The sequence below is a fragment of the Escherichia coli DSM 30083 = JCM 1649 = ATCC 11775 genome (genome assembly GCF_003697165.2).
GTDB classification, from domain to species: domain Bacteria; phylum Pseudomonadota; class Gammaproteobacteria; order Enterobacterales; family Enterobacteriaceae; genus Escherichia; species Escherichia coli.
In genome coordinates, this window is the sequence record NZ_CP033092.2 from 4,775,538 (window position 1) to 4,797,722 (window position 22,185).

The following is a 22,185-nucleotide window of genomic DNA, read 5'->3' on the forward strand; positions in this document are numbered from 1 at the left end:
CATGACCTTAGAATGGTGGTTTGCCTACCTGCTGACATCGATCATTTTAAGCCTGTCGCCAGGCTCTGGCGCAATCAACACCATGACCACCTCGCTCAACCACGGTTATCGCGGCGCGGTGGCGTCTATTGCTGGGCTTCAGACCGGACTGGCGATTCATATTGTGCTGGTTGGCGTGGGGTTGGGGACGCTATTTTCCCGCTCAGTGATTGCGTTTGAAGTGTTGAAGTGGGCAGGCGCAGCTTACTTGATTTGGCTGGGAATACAGCAATGGCGCGCCGCTGGCGCAATTGATCTTAAATCGCTGGCCTCCACTCAATCGCGTCGACATTTGTTCCAGCGCGCAGTTTTTGTGAATCTCACCAATCCCAAAAGTATTGTGTTTCTGGCGGCGCTATTTCCGCAATTCATCATGCCGCAGCAGCCACAACTGATGCAGTATATCGTGCTCGGCGTCACCACTATTGTGGTCGATATTATTGTGATGATCGGTTACGCCACCCTTGCTCAACGGATTGCTCTATGGATTAAAGGACCAAAGCAGATGAAGGCGCTGAATAAGATTTTCGGCTCGTTATTTATGCTGGTGGGAGCGCTGTTAGCATCGGCGAGGCATGCGTGAAAATAATGTCGGATGCGGCGTAAACGCCTTATCCGACTTACTCTGATGACGCATCTGGCATTAACGCGAAATAATCAAATGAATGCCAAATCCGGCAAATAACGCCCCGGCAAAACCATCAATCCACTTCGCCAGACGTTGATAACCACGGCGCATTTGCGGCAGAGCAAACAGGCTGGCAACGACGGTAAACCACGCCAGTGTTTCGACAATAATCAACGCGAAAATGCCCCAGCGTTCGGTGGTGCCGACATTATCACCGACAAACAGCGAGAACACCGAACCAAAGTAGATAATCGCTTTAGGGTTCGCGAGATTGGTCAGTAAGCCCTTAAGAAAACTGCGCCCGCTTTTCGCCAGTTCGACTTGTGGCGCAGGGGCAGAAACAACCTCTTTTTTCAGTGCACCACGTAGCATCTGGTAACCCATCCAGCAGAGATACAGGCCACCGCCCACCATAATCAGCGTATGCAGCCAGGCCATTTTTTCGATAATCAAATGTAGGCCAAGCAACGCAATCCCAGCCCAAACCATTACGCCGCAGGTAATGCCCAGCACGCCCATCATCGCTTCTTTACGGGAACGACTAACAGCGGTCTGAGAGACAAAAAAGAAATCGGGACCGGGGCTCATAAGCGCCACAATGTGCACCATGGCGACGGTGAGGAATAACATCAACATACATTAGACTCGCGGGGGAAACGTTTACGGAGTCTTCATCCTGGCACTTTTTTATGCTGCTGACTACTCTTCGTCGTCACCATCGACATGCGCACGAATCAGCGCCATAAACGGTTTGCCAAAGCGTTCCAGCTTGCGCATACCAACGCCGTTAACGCTGAGCATTTCGCTGGCGGTGATCGGCATCTGCTCCGCCATCTCAATCAAGGTTGCGTCGTTAAACACCACGTACGGCGGGACATTGCTTTCATCGGCAATCGATTTACGCAGTTTGCGTAATTTGGCGAACAGTTTGCGATCATAGTTGCCGCCGAACGATTTCTGCATCGCTTTCGGTTTGAGCGCCACGATACGCGGCACGGCAAGTTGCAAAGAGGATTCGCCGCGCAGCACCGGACGCGCAGCCTCTGTCAGTTGTAGGGCAGAATGCTGGGCAATATTTTGCGTCACCAGGCCGAGGTGAATCAGCTGGCGGATCACGCTCACCCAATGTTCATGGCTTTTATCACGGCCCATGCCATAGACTTTCAGTTTGTCATGACCATAGTCGCGGATACGCTGGTTATTAGCACCGCGAATCACTTCCACCACATAACCCATCCCAAACCGCTGATTCACACGACCAATGGTGGAAAGGGCAATCTGAGCATCGGTTGAACCGTCGTACTGTTTCGGCGGATCGAGGCAGATATCGCAGTTCCCGCACGGCTCCTGACGCCCTTCGCCAAAATAGTTCAGCAATACCAAACGACGACAAGTTTGCGCTTCGGCAAACGCGCCCATCGCATTGAGTTTATGACGTTCGATATCCTGCAACTGCCCCTGCGGCTTCTCTTCCAGACAACGGCGCAGCCACGCCATATCAGCCGGATCGTAAAACAGCATCGCTTCCGCGGGCAGGCCATCACGCCCGGCGCGTCCAGTTTCCTGATAATAGGATTCGATATTGCGCGGAATATCAAAATGCACCACGAAGCGAACGTTAGGCTTGTTGATGCCCATGCCGAACGCCACCGTCGCCACCACAATTTGCAGGTCATCGCGCTGGAATTTTTCCTGCACATCAGCGCGAACATTATTTTCCAGCCCGGCATGATAGGCCGCCGCGCTAATTCCCTTGCTTTGCAGGCGCGCAGCGGTGTCTTCTACTTTCGCACGACTATTACAGTAAATAATCCCCGACTTACCGCGTTGTTCCTGTACATAACGCATCAACTGATCGAGCGGTTTGAATTTCTCCATCAGCATGTAGCGAATATTCGGACGGTCAAAACTGCTGATTTGAATTAGCGGATCGTTCAGCCCCAGCAGGCGCACGATATCCTGGCGCGTGGTGTCGTCGGCGGTGGCAGTCAGCGCCATAAACGGCAGCGTCGGAAAACGCTGACGCAGCTGACCGAGGGCAGCGTATTCCGGGCGGAAATCGTGGCCCCATTGGGAGATACAGTGCGCTTCATCAACGGCTAATAACACCGGATTCCAGTGCGCCAGATGCTCAAGAAAGTTATCCAGCATCAGGCGTTCCGGCGCGATATAAAGCAGGCGGATTTGCCCGGTGCGACAGCCTGTCATAACTTCAAGTTGCTGCTCGCGGGTTTGCGTCGAGTTAAGGCACGCCGCCGCCACGCCGTTGGCTTGCAGTTGATCCACCTGATCTTTCATCAAGGAAATCAGCGGTGAAACAACCACGGTAAGGCCGTTTAGCAATAAGGCAGGGATTTGATAGCAAAGGGATTTTCCGCCACCAGTGGGCATGACGACCAGGCAATCGCGACCGGAAAGTACGGTGTCGATAATCTCTTCCTGGCCGGGGCGAAACTGTTGATAGCCAAAGGTTTCTTGTAAAACCTGTTTAGCTCCGGACTCCAGATTCAACACTTCCGCCTGCGCCACATTCACCCCGATTGCCTGAAATAAAAACAGGCGCTATTTTCAGCGCCTGCGCGAGAAACTGCAATGCTTTTAGTCTCTGAGAGGGTAATCCTGGATGCTGGATTCCAGATTTGCCAACCATTCATCAAAACAGGTCGTTTAGCATAACTCCCACACCAACGCGGGTCTGGTTGAAGTTATAGTCGATGAGCGATTCGCCGTAACCGCTGTAAACCTGAGTATAAAGGCGCACATGTTTGGTGATCGGGTAGCTTAAGCCTAACTCCGCGCCGCCGTAACCGGTGTTCCAGTTGTACTGCCCTTTCGCGCTCAGTACCGCATCACCGAGGTGATAGCCGATTTTAAGCTGGTAGTAACCCATATATTTGGTGATGTCCGGGTTATCGTCCGTATTCCCCACCACATACCACGGCTTCACCTCTACCAGCCAGTTACCGTTTTCTGCCATCAGGCGGGTATAAAGGCGGTTCCAGCTGCGGGAAGTCGGGTCTGAACGCCCGTTTGAGTCGTGGTTGTAGCCCATTTCCACATCGCGCAGCGTCCAGCCAGCAAAGTTGTAATCCGTGGCAAAACCGAGGAACAATTGCGGTTCGTAGTTAGTTTCACGAAACGGTGATGACTCATCGCTATTAGAAAGCTGCCACCAGGATTTCTGTGTGTAGGAGGCGCCCAGTACAGAGTTTGGCCCCAAAATCCCACGCCACAGCGGAAACGCCAGGCTCAACTGGAACTTTACTTCATCCTTACGCGCGTTTTCCGCCCAGTCGTAACTGGCAATCGCTTCTTTATTCAGATCGCTGGTTTGGGTGTAGATGATGTAGTTGGTGTCATAAGGATAAAGGGTGAACGGATTGTCATGCTCCTGCAGCATATTGGCGATAATACTGCCACGCACCGCTGGCGCGTCATGCACCTCTTTCACCGTTGCCTCTTGTGCATATACTGCCATAGGCAACATAAACACCGGCAACAACCAGCCCTGCAGAGTCCGCATCGCTCGTGTTCTCCGTAACGAATTATTGATAAGGTGAATATTTTTCTGCGGGCTATTTTACATACTTAACTCCATAGCCGTTAGTTATCCCTTCCTAAAGTAGAAACCAACAACAAAGAAGCATAAAATCAACATTTCATTAACCAATGAAGTGTAAGGATGTTATGTCTGCCGTACTGACCGCTGAACAAGCCCTCAAATTAGTGGGTGAGATGTTTGTTTATCACATACCATTTAACCGCGCATTGGGGATGGAACTGGAGCGTTACGAAAAAGAGTTCGCACAGCTGGCCTTTAAAAATCAGCCGATGATGGTGGGCAACTGGGCGCAAAGCATTTTACACGGCGGGGTCATTGCGTCGGCGCTGGATGTCGCCGCAGGTCTGGTGTGCGTGGGAAGTACCTTAACCCGCCACGAAACCATCAGTGAAGATGAACTACGCCAGCGGCTATCGCGGATGGGGACCATTGATCTTCGCGTCGATTATCTGCGCCCAGGCAGAGGCGAGCGTTTTACTGCTACCAGTAGCCTGTTACGTGCAGGCAATAAAGTCGCCGTCGCCCGCGTTGAATTACACAATGAAGAACAGCTTTATATTGCCAGTGCCACCGCCACCTATATGGTAGGTTGAAGACATAAAAGCAGGTAAACTGCTGTTACCAATTAAAAATGAGTATTCCCGATGGATGCAAAACAAACGCGGCAGGGCGTATTACTCGCTCTTGCCGCTTATTTTATTTGGGGTATTGCGCCAGCGTACTTCAAACTGATTTACTACGTGCCCGCCGATGAGATCCTGACGCATCGCGTGATCTGGTCGTTTTTCTTTATGGTGGTGCTGATGAGCATTTGCCGCCAGTGGTCCTATTTAAAAACGCTGATTCAGACGCCACAGAAAATTTTTATGCTGGCAGTCTCTGCCGTGCTGATTGGCGGCAACTGGCTACTGTTTATCTGGGCGGTGAACAATCACCATATGCTGGAAGCGAGCCTTGGTTACTTTATTAACCCGCTGGTGAACATTGTGCTGGGGATGATTTTCCTCGGCGAGCGATTCCGCCGGATGCAATGGCTGGCGGTGATTCTGGCGATATGTGGAGTGCTGGTTCAGTTGTGGACTTTTGGTTCACTGCCGATCATCGCGCTGGGGCTGGCGTTTAGTTTTGCTTTCTACGGCCTGGTGCGCAAGAAGATTGCTGTTGAAGCGCAAACCGGCATGTTAATCGAAACTATGTGGTTGCTGCCCGTGGCGGCGATTTACCTGTTTGCTATTGCCGACAGCTCAACCAGTCATATGGGGCAAAACCCGATGTCGCTGAATTTACTGCTGATCGCCGCCGGTATTGTCACCACCGTGCCACTGTTGTGTTTTACTGCAGCGGCGACACGCCTGCGTCTCTCAACGTTAGGCTTTTTCCAGTACATTGGTCCGACGCTGATGTTCCTGCTGGCTGTGACGTTTTATGGTGAAAAACCGGGTGCCGATAAGATGGTAACTTTCACCTTTATTTGGGTGGCGCTGGCAATTTTTGTGATGGATGCGATTTATACGCAGCGTAGAACGTCCAAATAAAAAATAAATATATTCTGAAAAAATATGCCGACTCTTGCATGAGAGTGGGCATATTGCCATGCTGACAGGAGACTCACATAAGGAAAGGCAGAATTTCCAGACGTCGTTGTATATTTTCATTTGCTTTAATAAATTTCATTTTTGGTAAATTCAGCATTATGTTATTAGCGATGAGCAAGACCAATCATTAACCAAGTTATCTTCAGAATGTAATAAAAAATGTGAAGTGCATTTCTTTTTTAAAATTTTTTTACCCTATTATTTCTTATCAAATTAACATTGCCCTTAATTATAAGAAAGGAGAATATAAATGAACAACATATTAGGCTCATCAATTAATATGCCCTGTACACTTTTCGAAACTATTACTTTATTCGATGATTTTTCTGCTGATGATATGCAGTATGGGGATATGGAAGAACAAGATTTTCTCTCTCTCGGCTTAAGCGACATCTCTGCAAAAGTTGATCCTTACCGCCTCATTAAATACCATTTTCCTGGGCCGAATTCTACTTATGGTGCTTTTAGTGTTCCAACTTCTGGAACAAAAATATCACAAAGTGAATGTATTGATATTTTATTTGCAGAAATGAAAGATCTGGCAAAAATGTTTTCCTTTTTTGGACAATACAAAACACTCATCCAGGATCTGATTGATCATTTTAGATATGAAAATGGCAACAGTTTCCATAGCCAGGAATTGAACTTATCTTTTCATGAACGAATAAACAAATATGATTATAATAGCCCAATACGTGTAATCAAAGAATGTATCGAAAATGATATTTCTTCAACACCTACGATAGGATACCGGCCTCTTCTCCTACAAAAGATTAAGACCGAATTACTTTCATCAAGACTAAATAAATTCAATGATTTTAAAGATAATTTTAATGGCCTGGGAATCAGCATTCATGATATCTCAGCTCAAAAAATATCTCTTTTAAATTTTCAAAAATATCCTATGGGCTGGAGCGCTACCATTCATTTCATAGCACAAGACCACTTTGGTTTGGATGTGACTGATATAAAAAACAAGATTTACAACAAGTATAGATTTTTTCGCATATGGTTCTTTTTACAACGGCATAAAGACTTTGCTTTCAAACCTTTTTTCACCAATTTTAACACTATCGAAAGAATCGAAAATTATCTATGAAAAGAAAACTCCAGAAAATTATATTATATTTATTTCTTCTATGCTGCATCTATAATTTATGGATATTGCGTCCTGTACAGATTTTGTATACATACTCTGATGCTGGCAATTCAGTCTTTCTGGTCGTTGATCATCTGCCATGGACTGATAGCGATAAAATAAATTGGTATCTGAAGCATCAGGATGAAATTAAAAGTCAAAATCCCCTACCAGAAGATAGTTGGCATACCTGGTATGTTATTGATATCGGTAATGGCTTCACTGACTATAAAAAATATATCGAAGGGCCGTATGAAGATCTCTACTGTTTCCCGACGATTAAGAGCAATGATAATTGCATCGTAAAAAACTATTTAATGGTTATTAATGAATATCCTTACCGTAATACTCATTTTTTTATTGCTGATAACAATGAGTATCAACTAACCCAGGAAAATAAGATAGAGCGAGTGTTCAACCCGCATGACTTTGAAAAAGACAATTTTCAGCAATAAGCCGGATAAAGAACAATCTTTACCCGGCATTTATATTACAACCAGTTCTTCCGCTTAAAGTACAGATACGGTGCCAGGCCCGCGAGGATCATAAAGATAATCGCGCCTGGGTAGCCGAAGCTCCACTTCAGTTCCGGCATAAACTCAAAGTTCATCCCGTAGCTGGAAGCGACCAGCGTCGGTGGCAGGAACACCACGGATACCACCGAGAAGATTTTGATGATGCGGTTCTGCTCGATATTGATAAAGCCCATCGCCGCCTGCATCAGGAAGTTCACCTTCTGGAACAGGGATTCGTTATGCGGCAGCAGGGATTCGATATCTCGCAGGATTTCACGCGCCTGCTCCAGTTGCCCACCCGGTAAGCGTGCTTTACGTACCAGGAAGTTGAGCGCGCGCTGGGTATCCATCAGACACAGGCGAACTTTCCAGCCGATATCTTCCAGTTCCGCCAGCGTGGAGAGCGCCTCGTCGTACTCATCGCCCTGATGCCCTTCCATAATTACCCGGCTCAACTGCTCCAGGTCGCTGTAGATATTTTCAATTTCATCTGCCAACTGTTCGATTTTGGTTTCGAACAGATCCAGCAGCAGCTCGTAGGCGTTACCGTCCACCATTGACTGGCTACGGGCACGCATACGATACAGACGAAAAGCGGGCAGTTCACGCTCACGCAGAGTAAACAGACGACCATCACGGATGGTAAATGCCACAGTGGAGTTACCGGCGTGATCTTCCGCATCTTCAAAGAAGAAGAAGGAGTGAATATGCAGGCCGTCATCGTCTTCAAAGAAACGTGCCGATGCTTCGATGTCTTCCAGTTCCGGGCGGGTTGCCAGGCTCTGGCCAAGTTCAGATTGTACGCGCAGTCGCTCGTCGTCGTCCGGTTCGACAAGATCAATCCATACTGCATTTACAAGGGGTTGTGACTCTTCGACTTCCAGCCGGGTCAGTCGGTTATTTTCCAGTTGAAATGCGCTCAGCATGACCGGGACTCCCAATGCTTAAAATATCGGACAGTTCGGTGGGCACACAGAAACAAATTGGGTTTCAGACCATTAAACAGCCTGACTCAGCGCGACGGGAAAAATTGAGGTCGCTGACAACCGCTAAGGCTATCAGCAAAAAGGGATAGCCTTAGGAGTTGATCCTGGATGACAGGATAATGAGCCAGTATCTACTGGGTGTGTCCAAGGCGAATGTCCTCTTAGAGTGATCGTGCGCGCATGTTACGCCAGCAAAATTTTGCCGTCAACACGCAACAGAACACCACAGAACAATAGTTGAACTTCGCGCTTTTTGGTACTCGTCAAGGTCGCTAACAGGATAAAAAAATCCCACATTCAGGGCCTATAATGGCGCATCGGCTATTCATTGGTAAAGGAATGATCACCTTGAATCTCAAACGGATTTTTCTCACCCTCACCTTACTTCCCTTGTTTGCTGTTGCCGCTGATGATTGCGCACCCTCAGATCCGACGCTGACCGTACAGGCGTATACCGTTAATCCTCAAACAGAGCGGGTGAAAATGTACTGGCAAAAAGCCAATGGCGAAGCGTGGGGAACGTTACATGCTCTGCTGGCGGATATTAATAGTCAGGGTCAGGTGCAGATGGCGATGAACGGCGGCATCTATGATGAAAGCTATGCGCCGCTCGGTTTGTACATCGAAAACGGTCAGCAGAAGGTGGCGTTAAATCTCGCTTCAGGTGAAGGGAATTTCTTTATTCGTCCTGGCGGAGTGTTTTATGTCGCGGGAGATAAAGTCGGCATCGTTCGTCTGGATGCCTTTAAAACCAGTAAAGAGATTCAGTTTGCGGTGCAGTCAGGGCCATTGTTGATGGAAAACGGTGTAATTAATCCGCGTATTCATCCCAACGTCGCCTCACGTAAAATTCGTAACGGTGTTGGGATTAATAAACATGGGAACGCCGTGTTTTTGTTGAGCCAGCAGGCGACAAATTTTTATGATTTTGCCTGTTATGCCAAAGCGAAACTGAACGTTGAGCAGCTGCTTTATCTTGATGGCACAATTTCACATATGTATATGAAAGGCGAGGCAATCCCGTGGCAACGCTATCCTTTTGTCACCATGATTTCCGTCGAGCAGAAAGGTTAAACATTGTACACTCGAGGAGGCCAGACAAACTGGGGCTGGCTACACAGCTGGAAAATCATCAGATAAATGAAGGGAAACAAAAATGAAAAAAACGCTCGCAACATTATTTTTATTAACCTGTCTGGGGTCATCATCCGCTTATGCGGATAACGCTTTGATTTTACAAACGGATTTTAGCCTGAAAGATGGCGCCGTCTCGGCGATGAAAGGGGTCGCTTTCGGCGTTGACCATAATCTTAAAATATTTGATTTAACACACGAAATTCCACCGTATAACATCTGGGAAGGCGCTTACCGCCTGTATCAGACTGCCAGTTACTGGCCGCAAGGTTCGGTGTTTGTTAGCGTGGTCGATCCAGGTGTTGGTACAGACCGTAAATCGGTAGTGCTGAAAACCAAAAATGGTCAGTACTTCGTTTCACCAGATAACGGTACGCTCACGTTGGTGGCGGAATCGCTGGGTATTGAGAGCGTCCGGCAAATCGATGAAAAAACCAACCGTCTGAAAGGTTCCGAAAAGTCATATACCTTCCACGGTCGTGACGTGTATGCCTACACCGGTGCACGTCTGGCTTCCGGGGCGATCACGTTCGAGCAGGTGGGGCCAGAGCTTCCTGCAAAAGTTGTCGAACTTTCTTATCAGAAAGCCAAAGCAACAAAAGGTGAAGTGAAGGGCAATATCCCGATTCTCGATATTCAGTACGGCAACGTCTGGAGCAATATCAGCGACGAGTTGCTGAATCAGGCAGGAATCAAACTCAACGACACGTTGTGTGTGACCATTTCCGAAGGTTCCCAGCAAAAATACGCAGGGAAAATGCCGTATGTCGCAAGCTTCGGCGATGTGCCGGAAGGCCAGCCGATGGTGTATCTGAACAGCTTATTGAATGTTTCCGTGGCGCTGAATATGGATAATTTCGCGCAGAAACATCAGGTTGCGTCTGGTGCTGACTGGAATATTGATGTGAAGAAGTGCGCTAAGTAAGGTGCTGATGCGGAATGCGGTATGGCGCACCGCATTCCGCAACGTCACACCGTCTCCAACCGGGCGTAAGCCGCCACCAGCCATTTAATACCCTGGCCCTGGAACGCCACCTGCAAACGGCTATGCTCACCGCTGCCTTCCATATTGACGATGGTGCCTTCACCAAACTTAGCGTGGCGTACGCGCTGGCCGAGCTTGTAGCCGCTGTCGTTCTCGACCATCGGCGTCCCCATCCGTTGATGGCTGACCGGGCGGCTTACCGTGGCGCGCAGGCGCACCTCTTCCACACACTCTTCCGGCAACTCACCGATAAAGCGCGACGGGCGATGGTAAACCTCTTTGCCATATAGACGGCGGGTTTCCGCGTAGGTCAGCGTCAGTTTCTGCATCGCGCGGGTTACGCCAACGTAGGCCAGACGGCGTTCTTCTTCCAGACGCCCGCCTTCATCCAGCGACATCTGGCTTGGGAACATGCCCTCTTCCATACCAACGATAAACACCTGCGGGAATTCCAGACCTTTCGCCGAGTGTAGCGTCATCAACTGCACCGCGTCCTGCCAGGTATCCGCCTGCCCCTCGCCCGCTTCCAGCGCCGCATGGGAGAGGAATGCCTGCAGCGGCATTAAATCTTCGTCTTCTTCGTTGTAGCTGAACTGGCGCGTTGCCGTCACCAGTTCCTCTAAGTTTTCGATACGCGTCTGACCTTTTTCGCCCTTCTCCTGCTCGTACATGGTGCGCAGGCCGGAGTCTTTAATTACCCGGTCAGTCTGTACATGCAGCGGCATATCGGCAGTTTCCTGCGCTAAGGCGTCGATCAGCTCCATAAACCGCTGTAAGGCGCTGGCAGCACGTCCGGCGAGGGCTTTTTCCTGCAACAGTTCACGACATGCCTGCCAGAGTGTTAACTGGCGATCGCGCGATGTCTGACGTACCACGTCCAGCGTCCGGTCACCAATACCCCGCGTTGGCGTATTAACCACACGCTCAAAGGCCGCGTCGTCGTTGCGGTTGGCAATCAGGCGCAGATACGAGAGCGCATCTTTGATTTCCTGGCGTTCGAAGAAGCGCATCCCGCCGTAAATACGATACGGCATACTCGCCTGCAATAACGCCTCTTCCAGCACACGCGACTGGGCGTTGCTGCGGTAGAGAATGGCGCACTCGGCAAGCGCCCCGCCGTTGTCCTGCCAGGTTTTGATGCGGTTAACCACAAAACGCGCTTCGTCGAGTTCGTTAAAAGCGCAATAGAGGGAAATAGGCTCACCGTCCGCGCCATCGGTCCACAGTTTTTTACCCAGACGCCCGTTATTGTTTTCAATCAGGGCGTTAGCGGCGCTCAGAATATTGCTGGTAGAGCGGTAGTTCTGCTCCAGACGGATAGTTTCAGCACCGGGGAAATCATTGAGGAAACGCTGAATATTCTCCACCTGCGCTCCGCGCCAGCCGTAGATTGACTGGTCGTCATCGCCAACGATCATCACTTTGCCAGTATCGCCTGCCAGCAGTCGGATCCACGCATACTGAATGTTGTTGGTATCCTGGAATTCGTCCACCAGGATATTGGTAAACCGTTCGCGATAGTGCTGAAGGATATGCGGCTTGTTAAGCCACAACTCGTGAGCACGTAGCAGCAGCTCGGCGAAGTCCACCAGGCCCGCGCGGTCACACGCTTCCTGATACGCCTGATACACCTTCTGCCAGGTCTGCTCCACCGGATTACCGTAGCTCTGAATATGATGCGGACGCAGCCCCTCATCTTTCTGGCTGTTGATGTACCACATTGCCTGGCGCGGCGGCCACTGCTTCTCGTCGAGGTTCATCGCCTTGATTAGGCGTTTGAGCAGGCGTAGCTGGTCCTCGCTGTCGAGGATCTGAAAATCCTGCGGCAGATTGGCGTCCATATGGTGCGCACGCAGCAGACGGTGCGCCAGCCCGTGGAAGGTGCCGACCCACATGCCGCCCTGGCTGGTGCCCATCAGCTGCCCGATACGATGACGCATCTCCGCCGCCGCTTTGTTGGTAAACGTTACCGTCATAATCGAGTATGGCGAGCAGTTTTCCACGCTCATCAGCCAGGCGATACGATGCACCAGTACGCGCGTCTTACCACTGCCCGCGCCCGCCAGCACCAGAAGGTTGCTGCGTGGCGCGGCCACCGCTTCGCGCTGTTTGTCATTAAGGCTGTCGAGCAGGTAAGAAACGTCCATTGGCACCGCCGCGTAAAAATAGGTTGGGCGGAGAAGCGCAACGCCCTCCGCCAAAAAGCTGGGTATATATACAGATTTGCTGATTATATCAGCGAGGTCAGAGATGCCAACCGGGAAATTTCCAGATGCGGCAGTAAACGGCTGTCCCAGGTTTGCATCAGATCGCCATTTTCCGGTCTGATCCAACAGGCCTGCATTCCGCTGCGAATTGCCCCACCCACGTCAGTGGTGAGATCGTCCCCGACATGTAAGATCTCGCCGATCGGCACGTTGAGTTTTTCCGCCGCCAGGAAGTACATATCGCTGAACGGTTTTGAGCGCCCGTGCGGGCCAGCGCGCAGCACAAACTCAAAATAATGCCCCAAACCAAACAGTTCCGGCTGGGCGTTACCGTTGGTGATCGCCACCAGCGGCCATTTCTTCGCCAGCTGTTTTAAAGTGTCGTGGGTTTGCTGCGGGACGTCGATCCGGCTGCGCCATTTGGCAAAGTTGATCATTGCTGCATGTGCGCCTGCACTGGCTTCTTCGGCACTCAGCCCGGCGTCGAGCATCGCTTGTTCAATCGAACGAAAACGCCAGCGCGTCACGTCGTGATAAATCTCGGGTTCCGCTTCCCGTACCGCCTGGCGCAGGCGTTGCAGATCTTCATTCTGGAAGCTGCGCAGCGCCGGATGATAATTTTGCACAAAGGTAAGCGCCTCTCGCTCGGTGCGCAAAATCACCGGACGGTTATCGTAAAGGGTATCATCCAGGTCAAAGGTGAGCGCCGAGATGCGCCCCAAAGGCCGGTAAAAACGCATTATTTCCCCCGTTTGGCGCGTGGATGCGCCGCATCGTACACCGAGGCAAGGTGTTGAAAATCAAGATGAGTATAGATTTGCGTGGTGGAGAGGTTGGCATGACCCAGCAGCTCCTGCACACCACGAAGATCGCCGCTCGACTCCAGCATATGGGTAGCGAACGAGTGACGTAATTTATGCGGGTGAACGTGATTATTCAGCCCTTGTTTTATGCCCCATTCGGCAAAGCGTTTCTGCACATTACGCGCGGAGATGCGTTTGCCCAGTTTCGACAGAAAAAGCGCGTCGTCTTCACTACCAAACAGGTCGCGCAAATCAAGCCAGTGCTCAATCCACGCCACGGCGTTGCGACCAATCGGCAGGCGGCGCTCTTTGCTGCCTTTTCCCATCACCCACACTTCGCCAGACTCCAGGTCGAGGTGTTTGATATCGAGCCCCACCAGCTCGGAAAGACGCAGACCCGCGCCGTACATCACTTCCAGCATTGCCCGATCGCGCACGGCGAGGGGATCGTTGATATCAATATCCAGCAGCCGATTCATATCATCGACGTCGATGTTTTTCGGCAGATGACGCGGCGCTTTCGGTGCCGAAACACCTTTCGCCGGGTTAGCTTTGAGTTCATTCTGGCTGACCAGCCAGTCAAAAAAGCTACGTAGCGCAGAAAGCCGTAACGCCAGACTTGCAGCTCCCAGCCCTTTACGGCGACTGCGTACAGCAAAATTACGCACCATCGTCACATCACATTGCTGCCAGCTTTGCAGGCCATTTTCGCTGGCAAAATGGATGATCGCCTCAAGCTGTCGCTGGTAGTTAAGCAGGGTTATCGGGCTAAGCTGGCGCTCCACGCTCAGATAACGTAGGTAGCGTTCTACATCGGTGTGTAAATCGGTCATACGCGTTCAATCCAACGCGCCAGAAGCTCCGGCAACATCAGTGCAATTTCATGAAGTAACTGCGTTCCCTGCCCTTGTTGATAGTGACTGGCATCGCGACTGGTAAACAGCACAACACCCAAATCAGCATCGCTTCCCAGCATCGACATCGCCACCGATCCCACCGCTTTCGCTTCCGGTAGCACCACCAGAAGCTCCGGTCCGTTAAGCGGCCCCAGATAGTGCTGTTCCTGCCCCAGACGCTGAATACGCAGCGGTTCGAAAGACTGACGGCTTAATGCCAGATGAGTGTGGTTCGACGGCGCACCTAAGCGCCAGCGATCCGGAAACAGGCGCAGACTCGCACCTGCCAGGCCGAGATCGCGCGCCCAGCGGTGAAAGCGCATCAGCATATCATCGAGACTGCTGGCGGCGGTGAGACTGCGCTGCAGGTAGAGTAGACGATAAAACAGGCCTTCGTTGGCGATTGCCTGTTCCATCAACAGCGCCATGTTCTCTTCCAGAACATGAATATGATTACGTGCGCGGGCCATGTGCCACTCGACCAACGAAACGGTGCCGCGTACCGGATGCGGCACACGTATCGCTTCTACTGCGCGCGCATTGCGGATAAAAAACTCAGGATTTTTAATCAGATAATCGACAACCGCCCGGTCATCAAGCTCCGTGAGTGTTTCCTGCAGTTCTTCCCCTGGTTGCTTCATAGATGAATAAATCCGTCGTAGACATGTACCGCCGGGCCAGTCATATATAACGGGTGACCCGGACCTTTCCAGGCGATATCAAGACGACCGCCGGGGAGCTCCACGCGTACTTCTTCGGCCAGCAAACCTTGCTGGATCCCTACTGCAACCGCCGCACACGCGCCGCTGCCGCAGGCCTGGGTTTCTCCTGCCCCACGCTCATAAACGCGTAAACGAATATGCTCGCGCTTAACCACTTGCATAAAACCGATATTGGCGCGCTCCGGGAAACGTTCGTGGCTTTCCAGAACAGGACCAAGCGTTTCTACCGCAGCGGTATCGACATCATCGACCTGAATCACGCAATGTGGATTTCCCATCGACACCACGCCGCATAAGATTGTCTGCTCGGCGGCGCGCATAATATAGGTCTTTTCCGCTTTGTTAGCGCGAAACGGCACGGCGGAAGGTTCGAAGTTGGGTTCGCCCATATTTACGCGGACCAGATCATCATCGGTGACGGTCAGAACCATCCGCCCGTTGGCGGTGCTGACGCGGATATCGCGCTTATTGGTCAGCCCTTTCAGGCGCACAAAACGGGCAAAGCAGCGCGCGCCGTTGCCGCACTGCGCCACTTCACTGCCATCAGCATTGAAAATGCGATAGTGAAAATCCAGTTCAGGATCATACGGCGGCTCAACCACCAGCAATTGGTCAAACCCTACCCCCAGGTGCCGATCCGCCAGGCGACGAATCAGCTCCGGTGAAAAAAAGACATTCTGCGTTACCGCGTCGACGACCATAAAATCGTTGCCAAGGCCATGCATTTTCGAGAACTGCATCATTTACTCCAATCACGCGGGTACAGAAACTGACTTTTAGTAATTCACCTGGGATGGACCATCGCCAGTGGCGCGGTCGTTTTTGTCCGGCACCGTGGATTGCGTTTGCGTCTCTACCGGTTTGGTCGGCGGCGGTGCGTTTTTATCTGCAGGCGGGAAATAGAGCGGACCTTTCAGACCGCAGCCCGTCAGGCTGAAGAGAGTAAGTAATACAGTGAGTGCCTTAAACACGTTTTTCATTATGGATTGCCTGTAAAGTTCATCGCTTTCTGCTTTCTATCATCGCAGGAGAAGGCGTAAAAGCAAGCGTTTAGCGACTCTTTATGAAGTCTGAAAAGTGAGGAAATGCTGCGAGTATAACGCTTACACGTGGGGATTTATGTTTTGCTGGTAGTTTCGTGATCGGCACCTCGCGCCAGGATGGCTTTATGCACTATCGCAATGTGGTTTGTTTATTGTCTTGTTCGTTGTTTTTATCGTCGGCATGGGGATGTCGGCTTGATGAGCCGGAACATAATATTTACCAGAAACAGGGAAAAGGCGTGGTGTATTTGCGCCCTTATGAAAAGACCAATCTTTCGCTACCGCAGATTAACTACAAGCGTCTGCGTCTGTTACCGAATTTGCTAATTGACCCAACCAAACTGGAGGATTGGGAAACGGTGCCCCCGGCTACCAATCTCATGACAGACGTTGTCTACAGCGGCGCAAACGCAACTCTTCCCCATTACTCTTACTATAGCGATGGTCGCGCTATTCTCTACGCTGGCGAGATTGTGCAAAACCCTCCAGGCACACCGCCAGTCGATATCTCGTCATTTCAGGCATGGGGTGATTTTGCCGCAGATAAGTACAGCCTCTATTACGAAGGCAAACGCACCGATAGCAACCAGCAACTAAACCGCCGAACGTTGCGTCAGGTAGAATTTAACCCGCAATGGAAACCAGACTGGCTAGGTTTGATTCTCCGTGACAAGCACTATCTTTACGCAAATGGTCAGCGCCTTGATGATCCCGACACCTTTACGGTACTGGCTCAAAAGTCATGGGATCAGCGCGGTAAATTCTCTACAGCATTTAATCCCTGCCTTCCTGCCCCATTTGGCCCCTGGGATACGCTAGCCCGCACACAGACGAAAATCATGATCAACGGAGAACAACTGGATGCCGACCCGGACACCTTTTCCGTCGTGCGCTGGATGCCCGGCTCACTCTTCACCTGGCGTGATAAAAACGGGCTGTAGCGTAAAGTCCTCGACAAGGAAAATCTGGCGTGGGATGAAGATTTAACAAAGCACTGTCTGGATTTTTCTCTGCAGGAAAAGAAAGTGTTCTGGCGTAAAGGGCCTGCTTGTAAACAGGAAGAATTATCCGGACTCGATCCTGAACAGTTCCACCCCATCAGTGATGCTGTCGCCCAGTATCAGGATTCGCTTTATACCATCATCGAAACAGAGTCTGGTGACCGCAAGTTGGAGATCGTAAAACTCGATGACCCCAATCTTATTATCAACAAACGTTTCAACGCCGGGAAACGCCACGGCTATTTACTTACGCGTGCCGAAGGGTGGGTAAACCATTCCAGTTTACACGTGTTTGAATCTGACGGACCGCTGATCTTACTGGATAACCGCTCTCCGGATGAACGCGAAGCCCATCTTAATGACCATCCCTTTTTGCGCAGATGGTATGCCCGCGATAACCGCTACGTTTACAGCTTTGATGGCGCGCAGCTCTGGCGATACCGCACCGCTGATCCGAAACAAGTTCGCTTAATCTGGAAGGAACAACATTCGGGATATGGCTATGGCGTAAATTACAAAACGGGATATCTGGACGGAAAAATTACCGATGACGGCGAATTTATTCCTGCCCCACGCAATGAGGCAACAAAATGAATGGTCAAATAATCACAGTTGCACTCATCCTGTTGGGGAACACATTTCTGACACCTCCTGTACAGGCCATAGGGTTCGACTATTACAATGATCACAGTGTCATGTCTTACGGTAAAGGTTATTGGGGGGATAAGAAAATCATTGCCCAATTTCCGGAGATGAACAGGGCCGATTTGCGCCTTGTGAAAAATATCTCTGGGAAGACGGGTTATATACCTTCCGATGAAATAAGCATAGAAAATGAGGAATATCACTGGGTGACAGACGGCCACGTTATTCTCTGGCGTGGCAAAATCGTTAGCAATCCACCGGGAACACCCACTGTCGATATTGCCAGCTTTCAGGCTATGGGCCGCTTCGCGGTCGATAAATATAGCCTCTATTTTGACGGACAGCGTACCGAAAGTAATAGCGGCGCGTCACGTGTTGATCTGGCGACACTAAAAGCTATCGAAGGTAACTCTACCACGCTGGTGGATAGTAAAAATCTCTACTTGTCCGGTCGACGTCAGGGGAGCAGCAGTAATGTTACTGTATTAGAAAAAAGATGGTGGGGTATTAATCCACGTCTTATGAGTGTAAACAGAAATTTGTATTCCAATGATCTGCTTATCCGCAGTGGGCAGAATATTTATTTAAATGGCGCTCACCTTACGGCGAATGCAGACTCATTTGAGATAATTCGCTGGATACCTCATTCACTGCTGGTTTTTCGCGACAATAAGGGTCTGCATCGTTATCCCTTTGGTCAATTATCTGGCAAAGCGATACCCGTAGATGATGACGTCTCTTTTGAAGTAGGGGAAAGTCGCGTTCGCTGGCGTAAACAGCTCACGCCCGACCGTCAGTGGAGCAAGTGGATAGACCTACCGGGTATTGAACCTGAACAATTTCATCTGATTACTGACAATATTGCGCAGTATAAAGATCGACTGTATGTAACAAAATTATCGACTTTTGGTGAAGACCAGCTTGAGATAATCCCGCTGGATACGCCAGACCTGGTCATTGATGACTCATTTAATAGCGGCAAACAACATGCTTACTTTATCCGCCAATTACGGTCACGCAAGAGCGTGCAAATTATTCCAGTTAACGGTCCGCTAACTAAAAACGATCGCTTCGCTTATGACGATCGCAATGTTTATACCTGGACTGATACAGAGGTAAGGATTACGCCCTCCCACTGCCCGGCGAAAACACGCGTCAGAGAAGAGAATGTCCGTGAAATTCATAACAGCGACATTATTATTCCGGTGACGGATGAATCATGCCGGAACGCAGCAGCAGACGGGCAAACTTTGAAGCCCTGACCCCATGCCGCTATACTGCCGCCATCACTTAAAAACAGGATACAACAATGAACGACAGTGAATTTCATCGCCTGGCTGATCAACTGTGGCTGACCATTGAAGAACATCTGGACGACTGGGATGGCGACAGCGATATCGACTGTGAAATCAACGGCGGTGTACTAACCATTACCTTTGAGAACGGCAGCAAAATCATTATCAACCGCCAGGAACCACTGCACCAGGTGTGGCTGGCAACCAAACAGGGTGGCTACCATTTTGATCTGAAAGGCGACGAGTGGATTTGCGATCGTAGCGGTGAAACCTTCTGGGATTTGCTGGAACAGGCGGCGACGCAGCAGGCGGGTGAAACAGTTAGTTTCCGCTAAGATTGCATGCCGGATAAGCCTCGCTTTCCGGCACTTTCATCACGAAAAATACTGCTGCAACAGCGGCGCGTCATGCTCCTGATTGGCAGGTGGCATGTTACCGATAGATTTGGTGCGAAACGGAATCACCTGTTCACGACCATCAACCTTCACAATCTGATAGAACTGCGGCAGGTTGAAGTTGATGAAGCTTGAGCCGTAGGTGAAACGGTCGTGCGAAGACGAGTAGAAGCGACTGACGTCACGCACCAGTTCCTCTTTGCTGCCTTCGCAGTGGTGATACACCTCAACCCGGTTGCTTTCGTCGAGAATGTAGATATTAAAGCCATTCTCGTCTTGCGTTTCTTCGAAGAAAAACTGGATGATCCCTTCGCTGGCAAAGCCGTCCACCACCGCCGGTAATTTGACGTGATTGGTTTCAACCTGCACTGACAGGCCGTGCAGTTTGTTATGCGAAATAGCGCCATAAAACTCGATGGCGTTTTCCAGTTTCTGTACCGAGACATTCAGCCGTTCGAAGAACAAGCCCCAGGTTTGACCGGAGACGCGCAGCGCCTTGAAGCGCCCGGTTTCCTGGCGGGTGCTGGAAAGACGCAGTTCAATACACTCAGAAACCAGTTGCTGCACGCGAGTACGGATTAAGCCGCGCAGATGCTGGCTATAACAGAAGACTTCCACGCTATCTGGCGGCGCGGCGTCCTGATGCATTTTGCCGAGAATAGTTTTCAGGGCTTCGATCATCGATTGCTCGCCGTTGAAGTGCAGCGTACGCACTTCGTTCCACGAGTTGCGATACAGCAGGTCAACGCTACCTACCAGGCAATTTTGATTCTCGCCAAAGCTGAAGACATCCAGCTTACGGAAATCAAAATGCACCACCTGATTGCGGAACGCAGCTGTCGGGTCATATTCCAGGTTAACGATAATCGCCAGATGGCGGATCTCACACGGGCTGTAGAGCGCCTTCGGTGTCGGTGCAGGTAAGCGCAGCGGGAAATGGTGCGACACGTCGGCGACCATCTCCTGCAACTTAGGCAAATCGACAATGCCGTTACCTTTAATATACAAGCGGGTGCGCGAGGTCAGCAGGCCGTTAAACCATGCCCACGCCACCAGTTTATTCAGGTAACGGTTATATTCCAGCGGCTGATGGCTGATGATCGACTCAATATTTGGCGCGCGGTTATACAGATACCAACCTGAACGGTTAGCCCGGCCCGGCGGCACATAAATAAAGGTCAGATTCGGTTCCGAGAGATCGGGTGAAATCTGCGGGTTTACCAGCGTCACTTTACCCGGTAACGCTTCAAACGCGGCGTACAGTTTACGTGTCAGAACACCGATATCCTGCGGGCTGGCGGAAACGCTAAGGTTATTGCGACGCGCAAAGCGGATCAGATTGCGGTAGCTCTGCATCATCGCGTCGAGCAACTCGTTGTGCGCCTCACGCACCTGATCAATCTTCCAGTTAGCGCGATTATCAAGCATCGCCAGACGAGCATCGTCCCATTCCCACTCTTTCACCAACTGGCTTAACACTTCACGACGCCAGCCTACGCAGGCGCGTTCACGGCTGAGTTTTTCGCAAACTTTTAAATAGAAGCATCGGCGAACTAAATCCAGACGAGTAAAATCTTCGATCGCCGTCAGATATTCAGTGACGCGCTCCAGCATCATGCAATACGGGTCGAGACCAAACGACACTATTTCGCCGTCGTGCAAACGCTGTTTGATATCTTTCGCCAGCAGACGTGGGTTCGGGTATTCCCAGGAATAGGCTTCCAGCAGCAGTGTTTTCAGCACCGCTTTGTATGGGGAATCGATACTCTTGTAGAGCTGCCAAAGGCTGGCACCAAAGTACTCTTCAGCAGAAAGCGAGCTTAAGCCACCAAGATCCAGCCATTCATTTGGCGTCAACACGCCCTGCGCGTAAAGCGTCATCACATAGTCGTCGTAATGCTCTTCTTCGTCGCACGGCACCATATTCCACAGAATACGCTTACCGGCGAGACGCACGGCGGTACGATAAAATTCGTCAAGCAGCAGTATATGCTGGGTGGAGCCACAATCTTCGCCCCCCAGGCTGCCGCTTTCATTATGACGGAAGCGGTTTTCATCAATCAGGAAGAAGCTGACTTCCACACCCAGCGAGGCGGCCCAGCTTTCCAGCAGACTACATTTACGTTGTAGCAACTGGCGCTCTTCGCTATCGAGCCAGGATTGATGACAGACCCAGATATCCAGGTCAGAGGAACAACTTTGCCCTACGGACGAGGTGCTGCCCATGGTGTATACACCAGTAATTGGAAGCTCACCTTTCGGTGGGTCCTGTACTGACATTCCACGATACAGTTCAAGCTCGTTCAGGTAGTGGCGTTGAGTTTCATCAGGCGTGTAAAGGCAAATGCCTTTGGGAACGTTACCATCAAGGTAACCCGGCATTAGCGGATGGTGATAGTGCAACAATGTCGGCAGTAGACTGTAGACCTGTTGGAATGCAGGCCCCATAGCAGCAAGCGCGCGATCCACACGCAATTGATTTATGGCATCCAGTCTCTGTTTCAGAGTCTCAATATAGAGGTACAAGACGTATCGCCTGATTTGCTACCCGTCATGACTGTGATTCCGCCAACATCAACGGTAACACGCGGCATTC

General features: G+C 50.6%; 21 protein-coding genes and 1 pseudogene. 10 read left to right on the plus strand and 12 right to left on the minus strand.

Annotated elements, in window-relative coordinates; all coding sequences use genetic code 11:
- The first annotated feature begins 1 nt into the window (after position 1).
- Positions 2 to 622, plus strand: coding sequence for a homoserine/homoserine lactone efflux protein (gene rhtB, locus EAS44_RS24435; protein ID WP_000171710.1), 621 nt, complete (start codon positions 2 to 4; stop codon positions 620 to 622).
- A 60-nt stretch (positions 623 to 682) separates the two neighbouring features.
- Here rhtB and rhtC read toward each other — a convergent pair whose 3' ends face one another.
- From rhtC to pldA, 3 genes are all read right to left on the minus strand, one after another.
- Positions 683 to 1,303, minus strand: coding sequence for a threonine export protein RhtC (rhtC, locus tag EAS44_RS24440; RefSeq protein WP_000928839.1), 621 nt, complete (start codon positions 1,301 to 1,303; stop codon positions 683 to 685).
- A gap of 63 nt (positions 1,304 to 1,366) precedes the next feature.
- Positions 1,367 to 3,196 (minus strand): ATP-dependent DNA helicase RecQ, encoded by a 1,830-nt coding sequence (recQ, locus tag EAS44_RS24445; RefSeq protein WP_000035581.1) that lies wholly within the window; start codon positions 3,194 to 3,196, stop codon positions 1,367 to 1,369.
- A gap of 124 nt (positions 3,197 to 3,320) precedes the next feature.
- Positions 3,321 to 4,190 carry a phospholipase A gene (pldA, locus tag EAS44_RS24450; RefSeq protein WP_001259692.1) on the minus strand — a complete coding sequence of 290 codons (870 nt, stop codon included), beginning with the start codon at positions 4,188 to 4,190 and terminating at the stop codon, positions 3,321 to 3,323.
- A 164-nt stretch (positions 4,191 to 4,354) separates the two neighbouring features.
- On the opposite strand from pldA, the gene yigI reads away from it, so the two are divergent.
- The 4 genes from yigI (at position 4,355) to EAS44_RS24470 (ending at position 7,417) form a co-directional block, all read left to right on the plus strand.
- The gene (gene yigI, locus EAS44_RS24455; protein ID WP_001350877.1) at positions 4,355 to 4,822 is read left to right on the plus strand and encodes an acyl-CoA thioesterase YigI; all 468 of its coding nucleotides are present in this window, start codon (positions 4,355 to 4,357) and stop codon (positions 4,820 to 4,822) included.
- A 51-nt stretch (positions 4,823 to 4,873) separates the two neighbouring features.
- Positions 4,874 to 5,764: an EamA family transporter RarD gene (rarD, locus tag EAS44_RS24460; protein ID WP_000339107.1), complete on the plus strand. Its 891-nt coding sequence runs from the start codon at positions 4,874 to 4,876 to the stop codon at positions 5,762 to 5,764.
- Positions 5,765 to 6,074: 310 nt separating this feature from the next.
- The gene (locus EAS44_RS24465; protein ID WP_001059672.1) at positions 6,075 to 6,923 is read left to right on the plus strand and encodes a YPO3983 family protein; all 849 of its coding nucleotides are present in this window, start codon (positions 6,075 to 6,077) and stop codon (positions 6,921 to 6,923) included.
- A complete protein-coding gene (locus EAS44_RS24470; RefSeq protein WP_000823787.1) occupies positions 6,920 to 7,417 on the plus strand; it encodes a DUF943 family protein in 498 nt (165 codons plus the stop codon). Before EAS44_RS24465 ends, EAS44_RS24470 begins: the two co-directional genes overlap by 4 nt.
- 35 nt (positions 7,418 to 7,452) lie before the next feature.
- Here the strand turns inward: EAS44_RS24470 and corA are convergent, their stop codons facing one another.
- Both corA and ysgD read right to left on the minus strand, forming a co-directional pair.
- The gene (gene corA, locus EAS44_RS24475; RefSeq protein WP_000947159.1) at positions 7,453 to 8,403 is read right to left on the minus strand and encodes a magnesium/cobalt transporter CorA; all 951 of its coding nucleotides are present in this window, start codon (positions 8,401 to 8,403) and stop codon (positions 7,453 to 7,455) included.
- A gap of 151 nt (positions 8,404 to 8,554) precedes the next feature.
- Positions 8,555 to 8,611 (minus strand): YsgD/CorL family protein, encoded by a 57-nt coding sequence (gene ysgD, locus EAS44_RS25435; RefSeq protein ID WP_212723238.1) that lies wholly within the window; start codon positions 8,609 to 8,611, stop codon positions 8,555 to 8,557.
- Positions 8,612 to 8,772: 161 nt separating this feature from the next.
- Between ysgD and yigE the strand changes: the two genes are divergently transcribed.
- Both yigE and EAS44_RS24485 read left to right on the plus strand, forming a co-directional pair.
- Entirely contained in the window at positions 8,773 to 9,537 is a 765-nt protein-coding gene (yigE, locus tag EAS44_RS24480) for a phosphodiester glycosidase family protein (protein WP_000951146.1), read from the plus strand.
- Positions 9,538 to 9,619: 82 nt separating this feature from the next.
- Entirely contained in the window at positions 9,620 to 10,522 is a 903-nt protein-coding gene (locus EAS44_RS24485) for an S-adenosyl-l-methionine hydroxide adenosyltransferase family protein (RefSeq protein ID WP_000751617.1), read from the plus strand.
- Between the two features lie 44 nt (positions 10,523 to 10,566).
- On the opposite strand, the gene uvrD is transcribed toward EAS44_RS24485, so the two are convergent.
- The 6 genes from uvrD to lptM all read right to left on the minus strand — a co-directional run bounded on the left by uvrD (position 10,567) and on the right by lptM (position 16,190).
- Positions 10,567 to 12,729: a DNA helicase II gene (gene uvrD / locus EAS44_RS24490; RefSeq protein ID WP_000383427.1), complete on the minus strand. Its 2,163-nt coding sequence runs from the start codon at positions 12,727 to 12,729 to the stop codon at positions 10,567 to 10,569.
- 83 nt (positions 12,730 to 12,812) lie between these two features.
- The gene (gene yigB, locus EAS44_RS24495; protein WP_001213586.1) at positions 12,813 to 13,529 is read right to left on the minus strand and encodes a 5-amino-6-(5-phospho-D-ribitylamino)uracil phosphatase YigB; all 717 of its coding nucleotides are present in this window, start codon (positions 13,527 to 13,529) and stop codon (positions 12,813 to 12,815) included.
- Complete coding sequence (gene xerC, locus EAS44_RS24500; RefSeq protein ID WP_000130676.1) at positions 13,529 to 14,425, minus strand: tyrosine recombinase XerC; 897 nt, start codon at positions 14,423 to 14,425, stop codon at positions 13,529 to 13,531. Before xerC ends, yigB begins: the two co-directional genes overlap by 1 nt.
- Complete coding sequence (yigA, locus tag EAS44_RS24505; RefSeq protein WP_000812795.1) at positions 14,422 to 15,129, minus strand: DUF484 domain-containing protein; 708 nt, start codon at positions 15,127 to 15,129, stop codon at positions 14,422 to 14,424. Before yigA ends, xerC begins: the two co-directional genes overlap by 4 nt.
- Positions 15,126 to 15,950: a diaminopimelate epimerase gene (gene dapF / locus EAS44_RS24510; RefSeq protein ID WP_001160654.1), complete on the minus strand. Its 825-nt coding sequence runs from the start codon at positions 15,948 to 15,950 to the stop codon at positions 15,126 to 15,128. Before dapF ends, yigA begins: the two co-directional genes overlap by 4 nt.
- Positions 15,951 to 15,986: 36 nt before the next feature.
- On the minus strand, positions 15,987 to 16,190 hold the full coding sequence (gene lptM, locus EAS44_RS24515) for an LPS translocon maturation chaperone LptM (RefSeq protein ID WP_000799889.1): 204 nt from the start codon (positions 16,188 to 16,190) through the stop codon (positions 15,987 to 15,989).
- A 188-nt stretch (positions 16,191 to 16,378) separates the two neighbouring features.
- On the opposite strand from lptM, the pseudogene EAS44_RS24520 reads away from it, so the two are divergent.
- From EAS44_RS24520 to cyaY, 3 genes and pseudogenes are all read left to right on the plus strand, one after another.
- A pseudogene (locus EAS44_RS24520) lies at positions 16,379 to 17,848 on the plus strand (DKNYY family protein).
- On the plus strand, positions 17,845 to 19,161 hold the full coding sequence (locus tag EAS44_RS24525; RefSeq protein WP_001014285.1) for a hypothetical protein: 1,317 nt from the start codon (positions 17,845 to 17,847) through the stop codon (positions 19,159 to 19,161). The pseudogene EAS44_RS24520 and the gene EAS44_RS24525 overlap by 4 nt, the downstream one beginning before the upstream one ends.
- A gap of 47 nt (positions 19,162 to 19,208) precedes the next feature.
- Complete coding sequence (cyaY, locus tag EAS44_RS24530) at positions 19,209 to 19,529, plus strand: iron donor protein CyaY (RefSeq protein ID WP_000999936.1); 321 nt, start codon at positions 19,209 to 19,211, stop codon at positions 19,527 to 19,529.
- A 39-nt stretch (positions 19,530 to 19,568) separates the two neighbouring features.
- Here the strand turns inward: cyaY and cyaA are convergent, their stop codons facing one another.
- The gene (gene cyaA / locus EAS44_RS24535; protein ID WP_000281691.1) at positions 19,569 to 22,115 is read right to left on the minus strand and encodes a class I adenylate cyclase; all 2,547 of its coding nucleotides are present in this window, start codon (positions 22,113 to 22,115) and stop codon (positions 19,569 to 19,571) included.
- Between the last annotated feature and the right edge of the window lie 70 nt (positions 22,116 to 22,185).

Coding starts and splice junctions, on each gene's coding strand:
- rhtC (WP_000928839.1), bottom strand. CDS start 1,303: ATGTTGATGTTATTCCTCACCGTCGCCATGGTGCACATTGTGGCGCTT.
- EAS44_RS24485 (WP_000751617.1), top strand. CDS start 9,620: ATGAAAAAAACGCTCGCAACATTATTTTTATTAACCTGTCTGGGGTCA.
- rarD (WP_000339107.1), top strand. CDS start 4,874: ATGGATGCAAAACAAACGCGGCAGGGCGTATTACTCGCTCTTGCCGCT.
- yigA (WP_000812795.1), bottom strand. CDS start 15,129: ATGAAGCAACCAGGGGAAGAACTGCAGGAAACACTCACGGAGCTTGAT.
- EAS44_RS24470 (WP_000823787.1), top strand. CDS start 6,920: ATGAAAAGAAAACTCCAGAAAATTATATTATATTTATTTCTTCTATGC.
- lptM (WP_000799889.1), bottom strand. CDS start 16,190: ATGAAAAACGTGTTTAAGGCACTCACTGTATTACTTACTCTCTTCAGC.
- rhtB (WP_000171710.1), top strand. CDS start 2: ATGACCTTAGAATGGTGGTTTGCCTACCTGCTGACATCGATCATTTTA.
- EAS44_RS24525 (WP_001014285.1), top strand. CDS start 17,845: ATGAATGGTCAAATAATCACAGTTGCACTCATCCTGTTGGGGAACACA.
- corA (WP_000947159.1), bottom strand. CDS start 8,403: ATGCTGAGCGCATTTCAACTGGAAAATAACCGACTGACCCGGCTGGAA.
- cyaY (WP_000999936.1), top strand. CDS start 19,209: ATGAACGACAGTGAATTTCATCGCCTGGCTGATCAACTGTGGCTGACC.
- xerC (WP_000130676.1), bottom strand. CDS start 14,425: ATGACCGATTTACACACCGATGTAGAACGCTACCTACGTTATCTGAGC.
- EAS44_RS24465 (WP_001059672.1), top strand. CDS start 6,075: ATGAACAACATATTAGGCTCATCAATTAATATGCCCTGTACACTTTTC.
- yigI (WP_001350877.1), top strand. CDS start 4,355: ATGTCTGCCGTACTGACCGCTGAACAAGCCCTCAAATTAGTGGGTGAG.
- uvrD (WP_000383427.1), bottom strand. CDS start 12,729: ATGGACGTTTCTTACCTGCTCGACAGCCTTAATGACAAACAGCGCGAA.
- yigB (WP_001213586.1), bottom strand. CDS start 13,529: ATGCGTTTTTACCGGCCTTTGGGGCGCATCTCGGCGCTCACCTTTGAC.
- yigE (WP_000951146.1), top strand. CDS start 8,773: ATGGCGCATCGGCTATTCATTGGTAAAGGAATGATCACCTTGAATCTC.
- pldA (WP_001259692.1), bottom strand. CDS start 4,190: ATGCGGACTCTGCAGGGCTGGTTGTTGCCGGTGTTTATGTTGCCTATG.
- dapF (WP_001160654.1), bottom strand. CDS start 15,950: ATGCAGTTCTCGAAAATGCATGGCCTTGGCAACGATTTTATGGTCGTC.